The organism is Hyphomicrobiales bacterium, from assembly GCA_017642935.1.
In the GTDB taxonomy this organism is placed as follows: domain Bacteria; phylum Pseudomonadota; class Alphaproteobacteria; order Rhizobiales; family MH13; genus MH13.
In genome coordinates this window covers 107554-125813 of sequence record JAEPOK010000002.1, presented here as the reverse complement: position 1 = coordinate 125813, position 18260 = coordinate 107554, and the positions used below count along the sequence as shown (strand labels likewise).

At 59.8% G+C, this 18260-nt stretch carries 15 protein-coding genes; 10 read left to right on the top strand and 5 right to left on the bottom strand.

What is annotated here, in order from left to right; genetic code table 11:
- Positions 1 to 45: 45 nt before the first annotated feature.
- Entirely contained in the window at positions 46 to 2667 is a 2622-nt protein-coding gene (locus JJ917_09955) for a ligase-associated DNA damage response DEXH box helicase (protein MBO6699142.1), read from the bottom strand.
- Here JJ917_09955 and JJ917_09950 point away from each other — a divergent pair.
- Complete coding sequence (locus JJ917_09950) at positions 2666 to 3151, top strand: hypothetical protein (protein ID MBO6699141.1); 486 nt, start codon at positions 2666 to 2668, stop codon at positions 3149 to 3151. The genes JJ917_09955 and JJ917_09950 overlap by 2 nt on opposite strands.
- A 6-nt stretch (positions 3152 to 3157) precedes the next feature.
- Here JJ917_09950 and JJ917_09945 read toward each other — a convergent pair whose 3' ends face one another.
- Positions 3158 to 4036 carry a hypothetical protein gene (locus tag JJ917_09945; protein ID MBO6699140.1) on the bottom strand — a complete coding sequence of 293 codons (879 nt, stop codon included), beginning with the start codon at positions 4034 to 4036 and terminating at the stop codon, positions 3158 to 3160.
- On the bottom strand, positions 4033 to 5004 hold the full coding sequence (locus JJ917_09940; GenBank protein MBO6699139.1) for an alpha/beta hydrolase: 972 nt from the start codon (positions 5002 to 5004) through the stop codon (positions 4033 to 4035). Before JJ917_09940 ends, JJ917_09945 begins: the two co-directional genes overlap by 4 nt.
- A gap of 125 nt (positions 5005 to 5129) precedes the next feature.
- Here JJ917_09940 and JJ917_09935 point away from each other — a divergent pair, with 125 nt between their 5' ends.
- On the top strand, positions 5130 to 5465 hold the full coding sequence (locus tag JJ917_09935) for a hypothetical protein (GenBank protein ID MBO6699138.1): 336 nt from the start codon (positions 5130 to 5132) through the stop codon (positions 5463 to 5465).
- A 187-nt stretch (positions 5466 to 5652) separates the two neighbouring features.
- The gene (locus JJ917_09930; GenBank protein ID MBO6699137.1) at positions 5653 to 6330 is read left to right on the top strand and encodes a response regulator transcription factor; all 678 of its coding nucleotides are present in this window, start codon (positions 5653 to 5655) and stop codon (positions 6328 to 6330) included.
- 135 nt (positions 6331 to 6465) lie between these two features.
- On the opposite strand, the gene JJ917_09925 is transcribed toward JJ917_09930, so the two are convergent.
- A complete protein-coding gene (locus tag JJ917_09925) occupies positions 6466 to 9987 on the bottom strand; it encodes a PAS-domain containing protein (protein ID MBO6699136.1) in 3522 nt (1173 codons plus the stop codon).
- A 321-nt stretch (positions 9988 to 10308) separates the two neighbouring features.
- Between JJ917_09925 and mscL the strand changes: the two genes are divergently transcribed.
- From mscL to JJ917_09895, 6 genes are all read left to right on the top strand, one after another.
- The gene (gene mscL / locus JJ917_09920; GenBank protein ID MBO6699135.1) at positions 10309 to 10722 is read left to right on the top strand and encodes a large conductance mechanosensitive channel protein MscL; all 414 of its coding nucleotides are present in this window, start codon (positions 10309 to 10311) and stop codon (positions 10720 to 10722) included.
- 145 nt (positions 10723 to 10867) lie between these two features.
- Positions 10868 to 12067 carry a pyridoxal phosphate-dependent aminotransferase gene (locus tag JJ917_09915; GenBank protein MBO6699134.1) on the top strand — a complete coding sequence of 400 codons (1200 nt, stop codon included), beginning with the start codon at positions 10868 to 10870 and terminating at the stop codon, positions 12065 to 12067.
- A 79-nt stretch (positions 12068 to 12146) separates the two neighbouring features.
- The gene (locus JJ917_09910) at positions 12147 to 13367 is read left to right on the top strand and encodes a PAS domain S-box protein (protein ID MBO6699133.1); all 1221 of its coding nucleotides are present in this window, start codon (positions 12147 to 12149) and stop codon (positions 13365 to 13367) included.
- The gene (locus tag JJ917_09905) at positions 13367 to 14002 is read left to right on the top strand and encodes a response regulator transcription factor (protein MBO6699132.1); all 636 of its coding nucleotides are present in this window, start codon (positions 13367 to 13369) and stop codon (positions 14000 to 14002) included. The genes JJ917_09910 and JJ917_09905 overlap by 1 nt, the downstream gene beginning before the upstream one ends.
- A gap of 172 nt (positions 14003 to 14174) precedes the next feature.
- Positions 14175 to 14513 carry a response regulator gene (locus JJ917_09900; GenBank protein MBO6699131.1) on the top strand — a complete coding sequence of 113 codons (339 nt, stop codon included), beginning with the start codon at positions 14175 to 14177 and terminating at the stop codon, positions 14511 to 14513.
- Positions 14514 to 14790: 277 nt separating this feature from the next.
- The gene (locus tag JJ917_09895; protein ID MBO6699130.1) at positions 14791 to 15531 is read left to right on the top strand and encodes a helix-turn-helix domain-containing protein; all 741 of its coding nucleotides are present in this window, start codon (positions 14791 to 14793) and stop codon (positions 15529 to 15531) included.
- A 66-nt stretch (positions 15532 to 15597) separates the two neighbouring features.
- Here the strand turns inward: JJ917_09895 and hemN are convergent, their stop codons facing one another.
- Complete coding sequence (gene hemN / locus JJ917_09890; protein MBO6699129.1) at positions 15598 to 16950, bottom strand: oxygen-independent coproporphyrinogen III oxidase; 1353 nt, start codon at positions 16948 to 16950, stop codon at positions 15598 to 15600.
- 95 nt (positions 16951 to 17045) lie between these two features.
- On the opposite strand from hemN, the gene JJ917_09885 reads away from it, so the two are divergent.
- Positions 17046 to 18257: an AbrB family transcriptional regulator gene (locus tag JJ917_09885; protein MBO6699128.1), complete on the top strand. Its 1212-nt coding sequence runs from the start codon at positions 17046 to 17048 to the stop codon at positions 18255 to 18257.
- Positions 18258 to 18260: the final 3 nt, after the last annotated feature.

The following is an 18260-nucleotide window of genomic DNA, read 5'->3' as shown; positions in this document are numbered from 1 at the left end:
CTAAGCCAGGCAGACACGGTTCGTTTTCAGTCCTCAGATCGGGGCTTAGGAACCGCCCATCGCTTCTTCGAGCAGGCTTTCGGCATCTTCCAAAACCTGATCGCGCGCCTCGCCGAACACTGGCTCCTTGCCGACTTCCAACATGATGGGCACGGCGAGAGGTGAAATGCGATCGAGCCTTTGATGGGTGATTCGCCCTTCAATCCGCGCCAGCATAGAGCCGATGCGAGCGATGTCGAGCAGCCCGGATGCCGCATCGGCCCAGGTCGATTGCATCAGAATATGGTCGGGCTCGTGCTGACGCAGGACGTCGTAGATGAGGTCTGAGGAAACGGTCATTTGCCGTCCGGATTTTTCTTGTCCAGGATGCCGCCGTTCGATCAGCCCGGAAATGAGGGCGCAAGCGCGAAACGTGCGCTTGAGAAGATAGCTCTCGCCCATCCATTCTTCCAAATCATCACCCAACATGGACTGCGCGAAGAGATCATCCAGCGGCATTGAGCCGTCGGTGATCTTCTGGCCGAAATCCGCCAGACCCCAAACGCCGAGAACATAATCGGTCGCGACGAAGCCGAGCGGCTTAGCGCGCGCCCGTTCCATGCGGCGGGTCAGCAGCATGCCAAGGGTTTGATGCGCAAGCCGGCCCTCGAAGGGGTAGCAAATCATGTAATGGCGATTGCCGCGCGGGAATGTCTCGACCAGCAAACCATCGCGGCCTGGCAGGGCGGACTTGTCGCGCTGCATGCGCAGCCAATCGCTCACCTGATCAGGCAGTTCACCCCAGCTCTCCGGATCGGCAAGCATCGCGCGCACGCCATCGGCCAGATAGGTCGAAAGAGGAAACTTGCCGCCGGCATAGGAGGGGATTTTGGGTTCACCGGATTCGGTGCGCGAGACGAGCGCGTCTTGCTCGCGAATGCCTTCGAACTTCACCACCTCGCCGCCGAACAAGAAGCTGTCGCCTGGCACCAACGTTTCCAGGAAATACTCCTCGACCTGGCCAAGAATGCGTCCACCACGAAGCGCGCCGGATGAACGCTGCGCCGCCTGTTTGGCCGAAACCAACCGTACCGTCAGAACGGGCATTTCGATGATGGTGCCGACATTCAGCCGGTACTGCTGCGCGACATCGGGATTGGCCACGCGCCACAAACCGTCCTTGCGCTGGCGAATGCGAGCGTACCGCTCATAGCTCTTGAGCGCATAGCCTCCAGTGGCGACGAACTGCACGACGCGGCCGAAGCTTTCACGCGTCAGCAAACGGTACGGGTAGGCCGAACGAATCTCGGCAAAAAGATCATCGCTGGCAAAGGCATCCGAGCAGGCCATGCCAAGGACATGTTGGGAAAGCACATCGAGCGCCCCATCGCGGATGGTTGCGGTGTCTTGGGCGCGGTCATAATTAGCTTTCAGTGCCGCCCGACACTCCAGCACCTCGAACCGATTGGCCGGAACCAGAATGGCTTTGGACGGTTCATCCATGCGGTGATTGGAGCGCCCAATCCGTTGCGCCAGACGGCTGGCGCCTTTCGGCGCACCAACATGGACCACAAGGTCCACATCGCCCCAGTCGATCCCGAGATCGAGCGTGGATGTTGCCACGACGGCCCGAAGGGCGTTTTTCGCCATCGCCTCTTCGACTTTGCGACGCTGACCGACATCCAGCGAGCCGTGGTGCAAAGCGATGGGCAACGAGTCCTCGTTGATAGACCAAAGCTCGCGAAACACCAGTTCGGCTTGCGCCCGCGTGTTGACAAAAACCAAGGTCGTTTGGTGCTTGGCGATGGCCTGCAAGACCTCTGGGAAGGCGTAGCGCGCCATGTGACCAGACCAAGGCAGGCGTTCTTCGCTTTCCAAGATCGTGATGTCCGGACGCGCGCCGCCGGCAACCGTCACGATGTCGGCTTGGTCGCGCGCGTCAGTATTCTGCGGTGCGAGCCAGCCGGCCAGTGCCTGCGGATCGGCAACCGTCGCCGAAAGCCCCGTCGCCACCAAGTCGGGCGCATGTTTGCGCAACCTCGCCAGTCCCAGGGCCAGAAGGTCGCCACGCTTAGACGTCACCAGCGCATGCAACTCATCGAAGATCACGCGCTTCACACCGCCGAACATGCGATTGGCGTCAACGTGCGAGAGCAGCAGCGCCAACTGTTCGGGCGTCGTCAACAGAATGTCTGGCGGATTGCGCTTTTGCCGCTGACGGCGCGAGGGCGGCGTGTCCCCGGTGCGTGTTTCGATCCGGATCGGCAAATCCATCTCTTCGGCAGGTGTGGTCAGATTGCGCGCCACATCCACCGCCAGTGCCTTAAGCGGCGAGATGTAGAGCGTGTGCAACCCGCCAGGCCGATTTGATCGGCGCGATGTGGTCTTGCCAGCCAGATCGACAAGCGAAGGCAGGAACCCTGCCAAAGTCTTGCCCGCGCCGGTGGGCGCGATCAACAATGCGTCACGCTGTGCTTCGGCGCGCGCCAGCAGTTCCAACTGGTGGGCGCGCGGCTGCCATCCCTTACCGCTGAACCAGGTGGCAAAGGCTGGTGGAAGCTCAGGAACCGGGAAGCTGGGTTGAACGTTCAAGCAGTACCGTACCTTGCAAGTCGAATGGTCATACCTTTGCCGTGCGGATATGAAAGTAAAGGCACCACCCTGCGTGAACACAAGGGATACTGACATGCGCCTTGCCCTCGCCCTTCTCACTTCGGCCTGCTTGACGGTTGGTTCCGCATCCGCCCAACTCGTCACCGATCCGCTGGACGGTGATCAGTATTTGATTGTTGAAGTCGACGATGGCGTTCTGCGGATTGATCGGCAATCCGGCGACATCAGCGAATGCCAGGAAACGCAGAACGGGTGGATTTGCCGTCTGACGGCTGACGATCGCTTGGCCTATGAGGCAGAGATCAATCGCTTGGACGCCGAGGTTGAGCGGCTCGAAGAAGAACTGCTGGCAGCGCGTGAGGCACTCCAGGCGGACGAGCAGGATCTGTCCTTGATTCCTGAAGATGGCGTGAACGAGCCATCAGTGCGCGAACGTCTTGACTTGCCAACTGACGAGGAACTAGACGCCGTCATGGACACGGCCGAAGAGGTGATGCGCCGGTTCTTCGACATGGTTCAGGGGCTGCGCGAAGACATCGAAGCCGAGCGCAACCTTTAGCTTTCGTCACAAGGCGCTTTCAAAGGCCTTGATCTGAGCATCCAGCGCTGGGAGCTTCTCTTCCGGCCATGCCATGGCCCGCCGGGTGTCGAGATTGAGCATCAAGGATGTGATGTCGGCAACGGCAACCAGTTCCTCGCGCATCACATTCACGACATGGTGGCGGTAGCTGATCGTTTTGTCTGAGCGTGCGCGCAAGCCCGTCTTGATCACCACCACGTCGCCGGCGACGGGCCTATTGCCATAGGTCAGGTTCAACTGCACCGCCGCCCGGCCCCACCCGCGAGACCGCAGCCAGGCATCATCGGCGCCGGCCAGCGCCCAGGCATGGGTGGCCGCATCGGAAATCATGCCGACCAGATGTTCATCGCGCAGCATTGGTCCGTTGGTGCTTTCATTGTCCGCGGCAAACGCCGTCGGTGGGATAACGCCGCGATAGGTGGTCGCCAAACCCTCAAGCGAGGCCAGATCGACAGATGCCGCAAACGACAAGGGTCCTGATTTTGGCAGAACATCAGAACCTGGCGCCGGCAGATCAAAAGCCGACAAATCCTCCCGCGAAACGTCGGGCAGCACATCAAGCGCCGTTGCACTTAAAGGCGATCTGGGCCGCTGGGTCGCATAAAGCCGATGTTCCAGCGCCACATGGCCGTTCTCCAACGCAACCATACCGGTCGTCCCATGCACCGGCTCGCCGCCACGCAATTCGGCGTGATAGCGGATCAGGCGACCGAGCCGATGCGGCACTTGCCATCCGGCCTCGACGAGAAAACTGCGCACGGCGATGTCGAACCGCGCCGCATAGGCTTTGACATTGATGTGGTCGTTCTCATCGCACTCCCAGCTGTTGGCTGTGTCGCGGATGGATTCAATCGGGCCAATCATAGGTCACCATCGAGCACGCGGTTGAGAAACGTGTGGGTTGCAGTTTCGGCCTCGCGGGTAATCTGAGTATCGAACGCCTGGAAAAAATGACAGCCGCCAGGGGCAATGGCCAGGTCGCTGTGCACCCCGGCGGCCAGCAAGCGCTGGTGCAGGAACAGGCTGTCATCGATCAGCGGGTCTTTGGTCCCCACACTGAGGAAGCAGGGCGGCAGCCCATCCAGATGGGCATAGAGCGGCGATACGGTCGGCGCGCGCGCGTCCATGAAACCAGGCACGCAGTGGTCAACGAAGTTGGCGATGTCGCGGGTGTTGAGGATCAGTTTTTCCGACCCCCAACTGCGCACCGATGGCGTGAGCGTCAGGTCGTAGCACCCGGCAATCAGAAGAAGGCCTGCCGTTTCAATCCCGGCATCACGCAGCGACAGAGCGGTCAGCAGCGAGAGGTGCGCGCCGGCCGATTCTCCACCCAGGACGACCGGTCCGCCCTGCGCATAAGCAAAACTGGCTGCGGCAAGGCAATCGCTCGGACCGGCGGGAAAGGGATGCTCCGGCGCCAATCGGTAATCGACGCTGACAGTGGCAAGGCCTGTCGCCTCGGCGAGGCGGGCTAGCATCGGGTCCTGGAAATCGGCCTGCCCATAAATCCAACCGCCGCCATGGATGTGCAGAAAGATCCCGCGCGTGTCCCGGGTTTGCGGCTCCAAAACGCGAAGCCGCACACCCTCATGCTCTTCCCACCGGGCATAGTCGAGCTTGGGTCCCAGCGGGAACGGACCCTCGCCCTTAGCCCTGGCCTTACGCACCACATGCGGTGGCACCGACCAGCTGTCGGGCAGCTTGGCAAACCGCGCCAGAATATCTTCGTTCAAGGCCTGGGTTTCCGGCAGCACCAGCGCCGGATCGAAGGGGTTGATCGCCGCTTCGGCGCCATGGGCAGCGTGGTAGGGTGTAAAGAAGGAAGGCGTCATCGATACTCCAAGGCGGAAGGCAGCAAATGGTCAGCACCAGAGCGGGCGTTTGCCAAGCAAACCAATCGCCCGCTCACTCGTAGCCAATGCATCGCCCATCGAAAACCGGCAAAAGGCCTCGTTCCGTGGAAAATCCCTCTTCATCCTCTTCAATGTGGCGCGTTCTCTTCGGTGCCTTGGGCGTCGGTTTCGCAGCTCTCATCATCTGGGCGTCGATGAACGCCAATTTTGGCGAAAGCTTCACCGCCATCGCGGCCGACCCATGGGGCATCGTCTCACTTGCCGATCTTTACCTCGGCTTTCTCATCTTCGCAGTTTTTGTGTTCTTGGTTGATGGCGCCCGCCCGGCAAGCTTCGCCTGGGTGATTGCCTTGATGTTTCTTGGCAACGTCTTGGCGGTGATCTGGCTTGTGCTGCGCTGGCCGGTTTTGGTGAAGCGTTTGTCCGGAAAGGCTGCCTGAAATTTGCGCTTTGTTGATAGCAGAGCCAAACTCTTGGGCGCCTTTTTCGTAAGGGATACACCTACCAACGGCGTATATGACTTGAAAAAACTGTCACAATCCTGAGTATGCCCATACCGGTTTCGGGAGCGGAACCTGCAGCCGCCCATCATTTGGGCAGGGGATACAAAAAGAGGGCAGTGCATCCATGGCTTCAACGCATCATTTCATCATTGCAGATGACCATCCGCTTTTTCGCGATGCTCTCAAGACAATCGTCGCGTCCCGGTTCGAACACGCTCGTGTCTCAGAGGCCGGCGACATTGACGAAGTGACGGCCCAGCTTCAGACCGACGCCGATGTCGATCTGGTCCTTCTTGATCTCAACATGCCTGGCGTGCGTGGGTTTTCCGGCCTGATGTATTTGCGCGCGCAATATCCTGGCGTTCCGGTCTGCATCGTTTCGGCGACCGAAGACCAGGCGATCATCCGCCGAGCGCTCGACTTTGGCGCTGCTGGTTTCATGCCGAAGTCGCTGCCCGTTGATGACATCACGGCGGGCATCGAAGCGATACTGGATGGCGACATCTGGACCCCCGCCGATATGGACTTGGCCAATGCGCCCGATGATGATGAAGCTGCCGCCCTTGCCAAGCGTCTGTCATCGCTAACGCCGCAGCAAGTCCGTGTGCTGATGATGCTGAGCCAAGGCTTGCTCAACAAGCAGATCGCATATGAACTTGGCGTGTCCGAAGCGACAGTGAAGGCGCATGTTTCGGCGATCCTGCAGAAGCTCAACGTGGAAAGCCGCACCCAGGCCGTTATCGCCGCCTCGCGCATTGAAATGGGCAATTGGCAAGAAGCGGTCGCCGAACTGGCGCACTAAATTAGGTCGTCATGGCCGGGCTTGACCCGGCCATCCAGCTCTGTTGCTGGCTATGGCCGCACCTTTTGCATAACCAAACCTTGAGAAATCGATGGCCGTATCAAGGCCGGCTATAGCTATGACGGGTTTGATGTCTTACTCCGCCGCCTCGGGCACCGCGCGGAATTGCGCCACCATCGCCCTCAGGGCGGCTGGTTTCACCGGTTTGTTGAGAATAGCAATACCGGCGGCTTCGGCGCGCTCTTGCATCTCCACCGAACGATCGGCTGTCACCAGCACAGCGGGCAGGTTGGCACCGAACTTCCAACGCAGTTCTTTGACCGCTTCAATGCCAGTGCCGTCATCCAGATGATAGTCGGCCAGCACCATCTCAGGTGCCGCCCCTCGCACTTGCAATGCCTTGCCCACCTCGGCGGCCGTTGCGCCGGTTACGGCAACGGCACCCCAGCGCGACAACAACCCGCTCATTCCTTCCAGGATCGTCGGTTCATTGTCGATGCAGCAGACAATGACGCCGGTGAGATCGGTTTGGTGCGCCCGGCTCGGACGGGTAGCCTTAGCGTTCTCGATCGCCATGGCGGCATCGACGCTGGCACGCGCCACATGCGGAACGGCCACGCTGAAGCAGGAACCCGAGCCTGGCTGCGATGCAATGCTGACCGAAAGACCAAGGACGCCGGCGATCCGGTCTACGATCGATAGGCCGAGGCCAAGGCCGCCGGCGGTGCGCGCGCCATCATCAAGGCGCTTGAACTCATCGAACACCTGGCGCTGCTCGCGCCGACCCATGCCGATGCCGGTATCATAGACCGCGACCCGGTAACTCTTGCCATCACGCCGCATGCCGATCACGACCCCGCCGGAGCGTGTGTATTTGACCGCATTCGACACAAGATTTTGCAGCAACCGTTTGAGGAGTTTGCGATCGGACCGCACCGTGACACTGGTCTTCACAAAGCGCAGCGAAAGGCTCTTCTCGGCGGCTGCCGGTCCAAACTCCACTTGCAACTGCTCAAAAAGCTCTTGCAGGGCGAAAACCGATGGTTCGGGTTTCATCGCGCCGGCATCAAGGCGGGAGATATCCAGCAGCGCACCGAGAATGTCCTCCACCGCCTCCAATGAGCGGTCGATGTTGCCGGCAAATTTCGTGGCGTCGGGCGGCATTTCCGTCTCGTTGAGCGTTGAGGCATAGAGCCGCGCAGCGTTCAGCGGCTGCAAAATATCGTGGCTCGCGGCCGCCAGAAACCGCGTCTTGGAGATGTTGGCGTTCTCGGCCACCTGGCGCGCCAGCTCCAGTTCCTGGTTCACCCGCGTTAGCTCTTCGGTGCGCTCGCGCACGCGCTGTTCCAGCTCTTCGTTGATCTGCGCAAGCTCTTCGGCAGCGCGTTCCCGGTCAGTAATGTCCGTGTAGGTCGTGACGATGCCGCCGTCCGGCATCGGGTTGGTGCGCACCTCAAGTACGAGGCCGGAAGGCTGCAGCGTTTCGGTGAACGTGGACATATCGACCACCATCCGCTCCACACGCTCCGCCACCTGACCGGACGGGCTGCCTTTGCCGAAGGCGCCACGCTCGGCGTTATGACGCAGGATCGTGTGGAGCGATGTGCCCACCTGCCCAAACTCGGCGGGCAAATTCAGCAGGTCGCGGAACTGCCGGTTCCAACAGATGAGGTTCAAATCGCGGTCGAACACGCTGATCCCCTGCCGCACCTGATCGAGCGCTGTTTGCAGCAGATCGCGGTTGTACTGGATCGCCGAGGATGCCTCGTCGAGCAGCTTCATCGCTTCGCGCGAGGATGTCTGGTGACGACGCAGCATCAGCGTCATCACCAGGCGCGAGGAAGCCGCGCCGATGGCGCTGGCCAGAAGTTGCTCGGCGAAGCGTAGCGCGTGAATGTCCGCCTCGCCGTGGCTTTTGATGGGTTCGCCGCGCTCGCGCGCAAAGCGCTGGAAGGACCGGTCGGTCCGCTGCTCGCCGAGATAACGGGCGACCACCCCTTGCAGTTCAGCGAAGGTGACGCGGGTGCGCGACATGCGCAGCGCCGGTGTCGGCGTCAGGTCGGAGGGTACGAACACTTGCGCCTGCAGCCGTTCAATGGCTTCCGGCTGGCGCGCAATCGAAACGATGAAATAAGCAGCGACATTGGCAACCAGGCTCCAGAAGACGCCGTGGGTCAGCGGATCAAAATCTAGACCAAACAGTCGCTCTGGATGCAGCAGCACAATTCCAAACAACCCGTCAGCCAAAAGATCGGCAGGCAGTGCGCCAGCCTTGATCAGATTGGGGACAAGCAGCGTGAAGGCCCACACGCAAAGCCCTGCCAGCATGCCAGCCACGGCACCGCGAGCCGTGCCTCGTTTCCAGATCAGTCCAATGAAGAAGGCTGGCGCCATTTGCGCAATCGCAGCAAAGGATAACAACCCGATCTCGGCCAGCGCTGCCGTTCCCGCAGCAGCGCGATAATAGAGGTAGGACATCAGCAGTATAACAAAGATCGCGACACGGCGGATGTAGAGCACCAGCCGGCCGAGTTCTTCCGGCGCGCCATCGGCGCGGCGGCGCACGATGAAGGGCATGATGAGATCATTGGAGACCATGATCGAGAGAGCAACGCTTGCGACGATCACCATGGCTGTGGCCGCCGACAGACCGCCAACAAATCCGATCAGCGTGATGGCGCCAGCATCGACACTCATCGGTAGCTGCAGCACATAGGTGTCAGGCTCGACCTGACCGCCCAGCAGGACTTGGCCGGCAAGCGCAATCGGTACGACGAACACATTGATGGCGAGAAGGTAGGCCGGGAACAGCCAACGCGCCCGGCTGAGTTCGCCTGGGTGATTGTTCTCAACCACAAGGATGTGGAACTGGCGCGGCAACAGAATGATCGCGAACGCTGAAAGCAGCGTCATGGCGATGAAAGTGCCACCATTGATCGACCCGGTGATCGCGTCGAGCGCGCCAACCTGCGCTGCTTGGGTGAAAAGGTCGCCAAACCCATCGAACATTATGAAGGTGACGAAGCAGCCGACGATGATGAAGGCCACAAGTTTGACGACGGACTCAGTCGCCACAGCCAACATCAGCCCGTCCTGGTGCTCGCTCGTGTCCACGGTCCGCGTGCCAAAGAGCACCGCAAACGCCGCCATCGCCATGGCCACAAGGAACGCGATATCGGCAACAAAGGTCGGGTTGAGCGGCACAGTTGGTGCTTCAACGAACAGTTCGACTGAGCTTGACACCGCCTTCAACTGCAGGGCTATGTACGGTACGACGCCAACCACAGCGATCAGTGCAGCAAGTGCCGCCACGCGTTCGTTCTTGCCATAGCGAGCCGATAGAAAGTCAGCGACCGACGTGATGCGCTCGGCTTTGGAGAGCGCAATTATGTGCCGTAGAAGCGGCGCGCCGAGCGTCAGAATTAAGATCGGTCCGATATAGATCGTCAAAAAATCAAGCCCGCTGACAGCGGCCAATCCGACAGAGCCAAAAAACGTCCAGCTTGTGCAGTAGATGGCCAGCGCCAGCGCATAGAGCGTCGGGCGCGGCTGGCGCACAGGCGTCGCCATGGCCCGGCGATCGCCGTAACTGGCAATCCAGAATAGAGCCGCGATGTAGATGAGGGCTGCGCCGAGCGCGAGCCAACTTGGAACCAAACCGCGACCTTCCTGCTCTGACGCCTTTGCTTGATGACTGGGCGGCGAACACTAGCGCCGAGACTGCCTGTGTTGCAAGCTGGGCAATGTGGCTGGTGCAAACCGGGGTTGGGAGGTCGGTTTGGAGCGATAATCTGTTGGGCCAAAGCAACACTTGCCAGCGCTGCTGCAAGGAGGGGCATTGCTGCCTGCACTATAGGCTTTCGATCCCTGCAACCCTGGGTTACCTCTCGCGATGGGAGCGTATGCAAAACGCCCCAGGACCAATCCTATTGCCAGCGCCATTTTGCGCTCGCTCACGCCTGCAGGAGGGCGCTCACAATGTTTAAGGAATTCAAAGAATTTGCCATGAAGGGCAACGTGCTTGATCTTGCCATCGGTGTGATCATTGGCGGTGCCTTCGGTACGATCATTTCCTCGATGGTGGATGATGTCATCATGCCGATCATCGGCGCGATTTTCGGCGGCCTGGATTTCTCCAACTATTTCCTAGGCTTGTCGTCTTCCGTTGATGCCGGCACGCTCGACGCCGCGCGCGAGCAGGGCGCGGTTTTGGCCTATGGATCGTTCATCACGGCGGTGGTCAATTTCACCATCATCGCGTTTATCCTTTTCCTCGTGGTCAAAGGCGTCAATCAGATGAAACGAAAAGAAGAGGAGAAGCCGGCTGAAGTCGCTGAGGTGCCGCGCGAGCAAGTCCTGCTGGAAGAAATTCGCGACCTCTTGAAAAAATAATCGAACTGCCAGACAGAGGGAGTGTTGCCGCAGCGCGGTGACCATCCCCATCAGCAAGGCGAGCCACGTCACGGTGCACGGTGTCTCGCCTTGTTTGCACCTGGCGCCGAGACTGCGCAGGTTCCAACAAACAAGGTCCCGCGCCATGACAGCGTCAACGCCCACCCCGTCCGACATCGCCCTGCGTTCCCCAGAAAGCGGTATCGTCGACATCATGAATTATGGTCGGCGCAAGGGCGATGTCATGCCGCTCTGGGCGGGTGAGGGCGATCTGCCAACGCCGGCCTTTATCGCTGAGGCCGCCAGTGCAAGCCTTGCCAAAGGTGAGACCTTTTACACCTGGCAACGTGGACTGCCTGAGCTTCGCGAGGCCCTTGCTGCCTATACGCAAAGGCTCACCGGCCAGTCGCTTGATCCTGAGCGCTTTTTCGTCACCGGGTCTGGCATGCAGAGCATTCAGATTGCGCTGCAGATAGCGCTCGACCCGGGCGATGGGATAATCGTTCCCTCGCCGGCCTGGCCGAACATCGTCGCCGCCGCTGGTCTACGCCAGGCGAGCGTGCATGAGGTGGCCATGCCATTTGTTGACGGTCGTTTCACGCTGGACATGCAAGCGATCGAAGAGGCTGCCAAAGACCCGAAAACCCGGGCGATCTTCATTAACTCACCGTCCAACCCGACCGGCTGGGTCGCCGATCTTGAAACGCTCAAAGCCGTCCACGATCTGGCCGAACGTCACGATCTTTGGATCATCGCCGATGAGATCTACGCGCGCTTTGTTTATGGGCAGGCGGCGCTTCCTGGTGTGCACCCCAAGCGCGCGCCGTCCTTCAAGGATGTCGATCCGCTGTCGCCGCGCGTCATCTATGTGAACACCATGTCCAAGAACTGGGCGATGACCGGCTGGCGGATTGGTTGGCTTGAGGCGCCGGTTGAGCTTGGGCAGATCATCGAAAACCTGATTCAGTACTCAACATCAGGCGTTGCTGCCTTCATGCAGCGCGCGGCGATCAGGGCGCTTGAGGAGGGCGATTGGTTCGTTGATCAACAGATCGAACGCGCCACGGAAAACCGCGATCTTTTGGCACAGACCTTCGCGCCGCTCAATCGCTTGCAGGTCAGTTCGCCCGATGGCGCCTTCTATCTGTTTTTCAAAGTGCTTGGCGAAACAGACACCAAGCAACTGGCGCGCAGGCTGGTGGATGAAGTGGGCGTCGGCCTTGCGCCAGGCACCGCCTTCGGCGCTGGTGGCGAGCAGTTTTTGCGCCTGTGTTTTGCTCGAGATCCGAAGCAAATCGCAGATGTTGCCGACCGCATTGCCGGTTGGATAAGCACAAGTGCCTAACGGTTTCTCCCTAGGAACGTGTTTTCAAACCGGTTTGAATATGTCATTTTCTACGTAATTTAGCGTGGAAAGGGCATAAATGCCCAAAACAGTTTCAGAAGTCCGGCTTGATAGCCTGCTCAATACTGCGGTCGATGGAATCATCCTCATTGACGACGCTATGCGGATCCTTGTGTTCAATTCCGCCTGTGAGCAGCTGTTCGGATATGAAGCCGACGATGTCATTGGCGAAAACGTTTCCATTCTCATGCCGCACGAATATGCGCATGAGCATGATGGCTACGTGCACCGCTATATGGACACCGGCGAGCGCCGGATCATCGGCATTGGCCGTGAGGTGCGCGGCAAGCATCGTGACGGGTCCGACTTTCCGTTGGAGCTTTCGGTCGGCGAGGCGCTGACCCCTGCCGGTCGCCAGTTTGTCGGCATTGTTCGCGACCTAAGGCCGCGCAAGGCCGTTGAACGCCGTTTGAATCAACTGCAGGCGGAACTTGTTCACTTGGCGCGCGTTTCAGCCATGGACGAGATGGGCTCTGCCATTGCGCACGAGTTGAACCAACCACTCACCGCCGTCATGCTTTATCTCCAGGCGGTCACTCGTCGGATCAGCGTGTTGAACGGTGACGGCCCCAAGGACCACATGATCATTGACACGATCGACAAGGCCAAACGGGAAGCCGAACGCGCCGGCAACATCATTCAGCGCATGCGGCATTTCGTGGAAAAGCGCGAGCCCGATCGCCGGGCGATCGACCTGGGGCCCTTGGTGGATGACACGCTGGAACTGACCAGCGTCGGCACGAATTCTGAAGGCATCACGACATCGGTTGAGTTGCCTGAAGACTTGCCATCGATTGAAGCCGACCCGGTGCAAGTCCAGCAAATTCTGGTCAATCTGCTGCGCAACGCGTTTGAAGCCGTTCGCGGCAGCACCGATCCGCAAGTGGTTGTTCGCGCCGCCTATTCATCCGAATCCGTCACGATCAGCATCGAAGATTCAGGGCCCGGCATACCTCAGGAAGTGCATGAGCGCCTGTTCAAGGCCTTTTCCACGTCCAAACGCACAGGCATGGGCCTTGGCCTGTCGATCAGTCGCTCCATTGCCCAGAACCATGGCGGCGATCTGAGTGTTGACCCGGGCGGCGACGGCAAAGGTGCAACATTCAAACTAACCCTGCCGCGCGGCACGTTGCCGACAACGCCTCACCTGTCGGTGGGCGAGCTTGTCAGTTCCGGTAAGCAGACCATGCCGCAGCCTACCAACCCCTCACCCGACTATGATGAAGGAGGCCGCCAATGATGGCCCGTTCTATGAATCCCGATCAGGCTCTGTTTATTGTCGATGACGATCCGGCCGTGCGCGATGCGCTATCGGTCGTGTTCTCACTGGAGGGTTTTGACGTAGAGACCTTCCAAAACGGCGATGATTTCGTTGCGGCGTTGCCCAACCTGCCGCGGGCATGTGTGCTGCTCGACGTCCACATGCCGGGGCGGTCGGGCATGGAAACGCTCAAAGCCCTTAATCCAGAGAGCTACCCAGCGCCGGTATTCATTATCTCGGGGCAAGGCGACATCCCGATGGCGGTTGCGGCCGTCAAGGCAGGCGCCTTCGACTTCATTGAGAAGCCTTTTGACGCCGAAACGGTGGTCGCACGGGTGCGCGAAGGCATAGCCACGATGCAGCGCCGTCTGGACGGCGATGGCATAGGCCAGGCCGAACATCCCGATCTTCAATTGCTCACACCGCGTGAACGCGAAGTGCTTGAGCAGATCACGGCAGGCGCATCGAACAAGGAAGCAGGCCGCACGCTCGGGATTTCACCGCGTACGATCGAGGTGCATCGGGCGCGCATCATGGAAAAGCTCGGCGCGAAAAACGCCGCAGACTTGGTGCGGATCGTTTTGTCGGGACCAGGAGAAATGGACGCCCGTTAGCGCCTACGCGTGGCAGATTGGCAGGAAAACCGCTTTCGGCGGCCGTGTAAGCGGTTGCTGTTACGCGCTCGTGCTTATACCGCCCACAAGTGATCTGCCCCATACTAAAGAGCGTAGGACAAGGTCTTGCGCCGCCGAATGGTGGCGCAGTCCAAGCAAAGGCACCTGATTTTTGACGGTCTATATACTCGAAGACGATGCAGCCGTCCGCGATGCGCTCTGCCTGTTCGTGGAACAGCTTGGCCATGTGGTGCGCAGCTTCAACGATGCGGAGAGCTTTTTCTCTGTTGGCGTGCCAAGCGGCGATGACACGGTCATTATCGACATTGGGCTGCCTGGCATCGATGGGACCAGCGTCATCGCCTGGCTGAACGCCCTTGCCGATGCGCCTCGTGTCCTGGCGATTACCGGCCAATCACACACGATGATCCGCGACTTCTTGGAGGGCATGCCCTCGACTGAACTCCTGCGTAAGCCGCTCTCGGCGACCGAACTCGCCATCCACCTTTGATCCAAGTTCCGTCGTGACAGGCCGTGTGATAGGCGTCCTACGCCTATTCAAACCTCGGCGCATCGTTGACCGCTTCAATCTGCCGCATGATCCCTAAGTGGTTGAACGGAGCGGAAACAGGCGGAGGTGATTTATGTCAAAACGGGCATTAGGCTCGCCTTATTCGATTGGGCGCTACAGTGTGGCGTCGGCGGAGCGGGCAGCAGCTGGTCAACGGTTGAGGCCGGGGTGACCAGAAGAGGCGGACCACAACCGTCTTAGAGTTGGAGGGAATGACGTGGCATACACCAATTTTGACGATGACCGCACGCACCGGCGTCAGGCAATGGCCGATCAACGCCCGTCATCCACGCCGCCACGTGGCGATGAAGCGTGGGAAAGCCTGCGCAATGCTCAGGGCACCCGTCGCCAAACCTATGCCGCCCACGATGTGATCTACTTTGAAGGCGATGACGCCAAGAATCTCTACGAGATCGTCTCTGGCGCCGCCATGCTCTACAAGCTTCTTCCCGATGGCCGCCGCCAGGTTGTTGAGGTTCTTGGGCCGGGCGACTTGTTCGGTTTTGACATGGACACCTACCATGACTGCTCGGCTGAGACGTTGGTCGCGACGACCGCGCTTGTGTTCAGCCGTCGTGACGTGGAGGCGTCCGCCGCTGCGCAATCCCATCTGACGCGCTGCGCCATGCAGCAAGTCTATGCCATGCATGACCATGCTGTGCTGCTCGGTCGTAAATCAGCCTATGAGCGTGTGGCCAGTTTCCTTATGCGCTTCGTGCCTGATCGCGGAACAACCCATTGCAAAGGGCCTGATGACGAAGATCGTGACGAAGGCACTGTCCAACTCAATATGACTCGCCAAGAGATGGCCGACTATCTTGGTCTGACCATCGAAACGGTCAGTCGTGTGATTTCTGACATGAAGCGCAAGGGCGTCATTCGCCTGGAAAAGCACGACAAGGTCATCATCAACCGTATCTGCTCGCTGTGCCAACTGACCGGCGCCCACGCCGACTAGGTTTCGACAGATTCACAACAGGCAAGCAAACAAAAGGGGCCGTGATGGCCCCTTTGGCTTAACAGCTTAAACGGCGACCGAGTGTCGGGCCTTGTTGCGGTCCATGAACCCGTCAAAGCGGGATGCGACAAGCCGCGCCAGGAATCGAGCATCATGCGGAATGTGAACCTTCGTGCCCATCACTTCGCACAGCCCGTCTTCGACCAAATCGTCCAGGCCGATCAATTGCTCGTTTACCCACGTCTGGCCAGGCACGACGCCAAATCGTGGCGCGGCAAGGTCAACACTGAAACCGGTCAACAAGGCTTCGATGATCGCGCCGCGCAACCGATCTTCGGCCGTTAAAGCGTAGCCACGTGCCACCGGCAGTTCGCCGGCTTCAACACTGCGCGTCCAAGCGCCGATATCAGCCGCCGTTTGGACATAGCCCTGGCGAAGTTTGCCGATTGAGGAGGCGCCGAACCCAATGAGGGTTGTCGCAGTATCCGTCGTGTATCCCTGGAAATTGCGCCGCAGCGTTCCGCCGCGCATCGCCTTGGCCATGGAATCATCCGGCTTTGCAAAATGGTCAAAGCCGATGCTCACATAGCCCAGATGTTCAAGCGCCTTGTGCGCCGCACGAACTTGCTCAAGGCGCGCGCCAGCACTCGGCAACTGCGCTTCATCGATCAGCGTTTGGTTCTTTTTCATCCATGGCACATGGGCGTAGCCGAACAGCGCGATCCGGTCCGCGCCCATCGCGGCACAAGCGGCGACCGAACGCACCACATCCTCCAGCGATTGCTGGGGCAGGCCGTACATCACATCCATATTGATCGCGTCGAGATTGGCGCTGCGCAACGCATTGACGGCGCCTTCGACAACCTCAAGCGGCTGCACACGCCCAATCGCCTGCTGCACGCGCGCATTCAGATCCTGAACGCCAAGACTGACGCGCGTCACGCCATAGGTCTTCAGATCAAAGGCCAGCGCACTGTCGACGACACGCGGGTCAAGCTCGATCGCGTGCTCGGTGATGGCGCTTAGATCAAAGCGACGGTCGACTGTTTCTAAAAGCGCCGCCAAACCCTCGCGTGGCATGAGGCTGGGCGTGCCCCCACCCCAATGCATGTGCGTGACCCCCATACGCTCCGGCAAGCGATCGGCCACCAGTTCGATCTCCTTGGCCATCGTTTTGCCATAGGACAGGATCGGCCCGTCTTTGCGGCTCGCCTTTGTGAAGCAGCCGCAGTAGGCACAAATCGACCGGCAATAGGGAACGTGGAAATAGAGCGACGCGCTGTCGTTTGGTGAGGTCTGCGCAAGCCAGTCTTCATAAGTTGCGCGATCAACATCGTCCGAAAAGTGCGGTGCCGTCGGATAAGACGTGTAGCGCGGCACGGTCACCGTGGCATAGCGGCTGATATTGTGGACAGGCATGGCTGGCTCAGCCTTCTGTTGCGCACCAATGATGATGCCATCGTGTCACTCTTGTCTCAGCTTTCGGCGCAACCGTTCTTGATGGGAATCAAGTATTGGCCATTTCGCTGTTGCCGATGTCCAAGGCCAATGGAACCGAGATCGATGGGTCATCGATGGGTCATCGATGGCCGCTTGGCAGCCTGTCGGGTGTTCGGCTAGACACATCAGATGCGTTCGCCAAATCGCCTTCCTTTGCGCCAATAGCCCGCCCCTTGGCGCGTCTTCAAAGCCTTGATCGCATCACGTGGCGTAGCCTTGCTCTTGGCACGGGCGGCGGCGCCTTGCTTGGTCTGGCGGGAATCCCAGGCGGCTGGATTGCCGGTTCCATGCTCGCCGTGGCCATGGCCGCACTGTCGGGCGTCCAGGTCAATCTAACACCAGCGCTGCGAAATCTCGGTTTCCTTGCCGTTGGCATCTCCATGGGGTCGGGCGTGACGCCAGAGGCTTTGTCGCGCCTTTCCAGTTGGCCCATTACGCTGATACTCGTCATCCTCTCCATTCCGCTCATCGCGGGCACCTTGACCTGGTTCCTGATGCGCGTTGCCGGATGGAACCGCGCGACCGCGCTGCTCTCTTCGTTGCCCGGAGCGCTAAGCTATCTGATGGCCTTGGCGCCGGAAACGAAAGCTGATGTGCCGCGCGTCGCTATATTGCAGACCCTAAGGGTGGCCATTCTTGTCGCGGTTCTGCCGCTTGTTGCCCTTTGGTTGTCCGACCCCGTTCCACCGGCGGCCATTGTACCGCTTGGCGGATGGGACGATGCCATCCTGCTCTTCGTCGGGGGCGTTGGCGGAGCGATCCTTGCCTATCTCGTGCGCGTACCGGCTGGATTGCTCGTCGGCGGCTTGTTCGTCAGCGCGGTATTGCATGGTTCGGGTCTTGTTGAAGGTCGCCCGCCTGAATGGGTGGCCATCGCTGGGTTTGTTTCCCTGGGCACATTGATCGGCACACGGTTCGCCGGGACGCGCTGGAAGGAGTTGGCTGAGGTTCTCAGCGTCTCCCTGGTGAGCTTTGTCATTGGCGCGTCCATCGCTGTCGTCATGGCGCTGGTTGGCGCTGCATTAACGGACTTCTCCGTTCTGAAGCTGATCGTCGCCTTTGCGCCGGGCGGGTTGGAAGCGATGGTGGTACTTGCCTTCGCCATGGACCTCGATCCGGCCTTCGTCGCGGCTCACCACCTGGTCCGCTTTCTTCTCATCGCGCTCGCGGCCCCTTTTGTTGTCCGCTGGTTCGATCTGTCGGCACCAAAATCCAACGCGGGCTAGCCC

Bases quoted from the DNA above. Each gene is read 5' to 3' on its own strand.
- JJ917_09950 (MBO6699141.1), top strand. From the start codon at position 2,666: ATGCGCCTTGCCCTCGCCCTTCTCACTTCGGCCTGCTTGACGGTTGGT.
- JJ917_09955 (MBO6699142.1), bottom strand. From the start codon at position 2,667: ATGTCAGTATCCCTTGTGTTCACGCAGGGTGGTGCCTTTACTTTCATA.
- JJ917_09945 (MBO6699140.1), bottom strand. From the start codon at position 4,036: ATGATTGGCCCGATTGAATCCATCCGCGACACAGCCAACAGCTGGGAG.
- JJ917_09940 (MBO6699139.1), bottom strand. From the start codon at position 5,004: ATGACGCCTTCCTTCTTTACACCCTACCACGCTGCCCATGGCGCCGAA.
- JJ917_09930 (MBO6699137.1), top strand. From the start codon at position 5,653: ATGGCTTCAACGCATCATTTCATCATTGCAGATGACCATCCGCTTTTT.
- mscL (MBO6699135.1), top strand. From the start codon at position 10,309: ATGTTTAAGGAATTCAAAGAATTTGCCATGAAGGGCAACGTGCTTGAT.
- JJ917_09915 (MBO6699134.1), top strand. From the start codon at position 10,868: ATGACAGCGTCAACGCCCACCCCGTCCGACATCGCCCTGCGTTCCCCA.
- JJ917_09910 (MBO6699133.1), top strand. From the start codon at position 12,147: ATGCCCAAAACAGTTTCAGAAGTCCGGCTTGATAGCCTGCTCAATACT.
- JJ917_09905 (MBO6699132.1), top strand. From the start codon at position 13,367: ATGGCCCGTTCTATGAATCCCGATCAGGCTCTGTTTATTGTCGATGAC.
- hemN (MBO6699129.1), bottom strand. From the start codon at position 16,950: ATGCCTGTCCACAATATCAGCCGCTATGCCACGGTGACCGTGCCGCGC.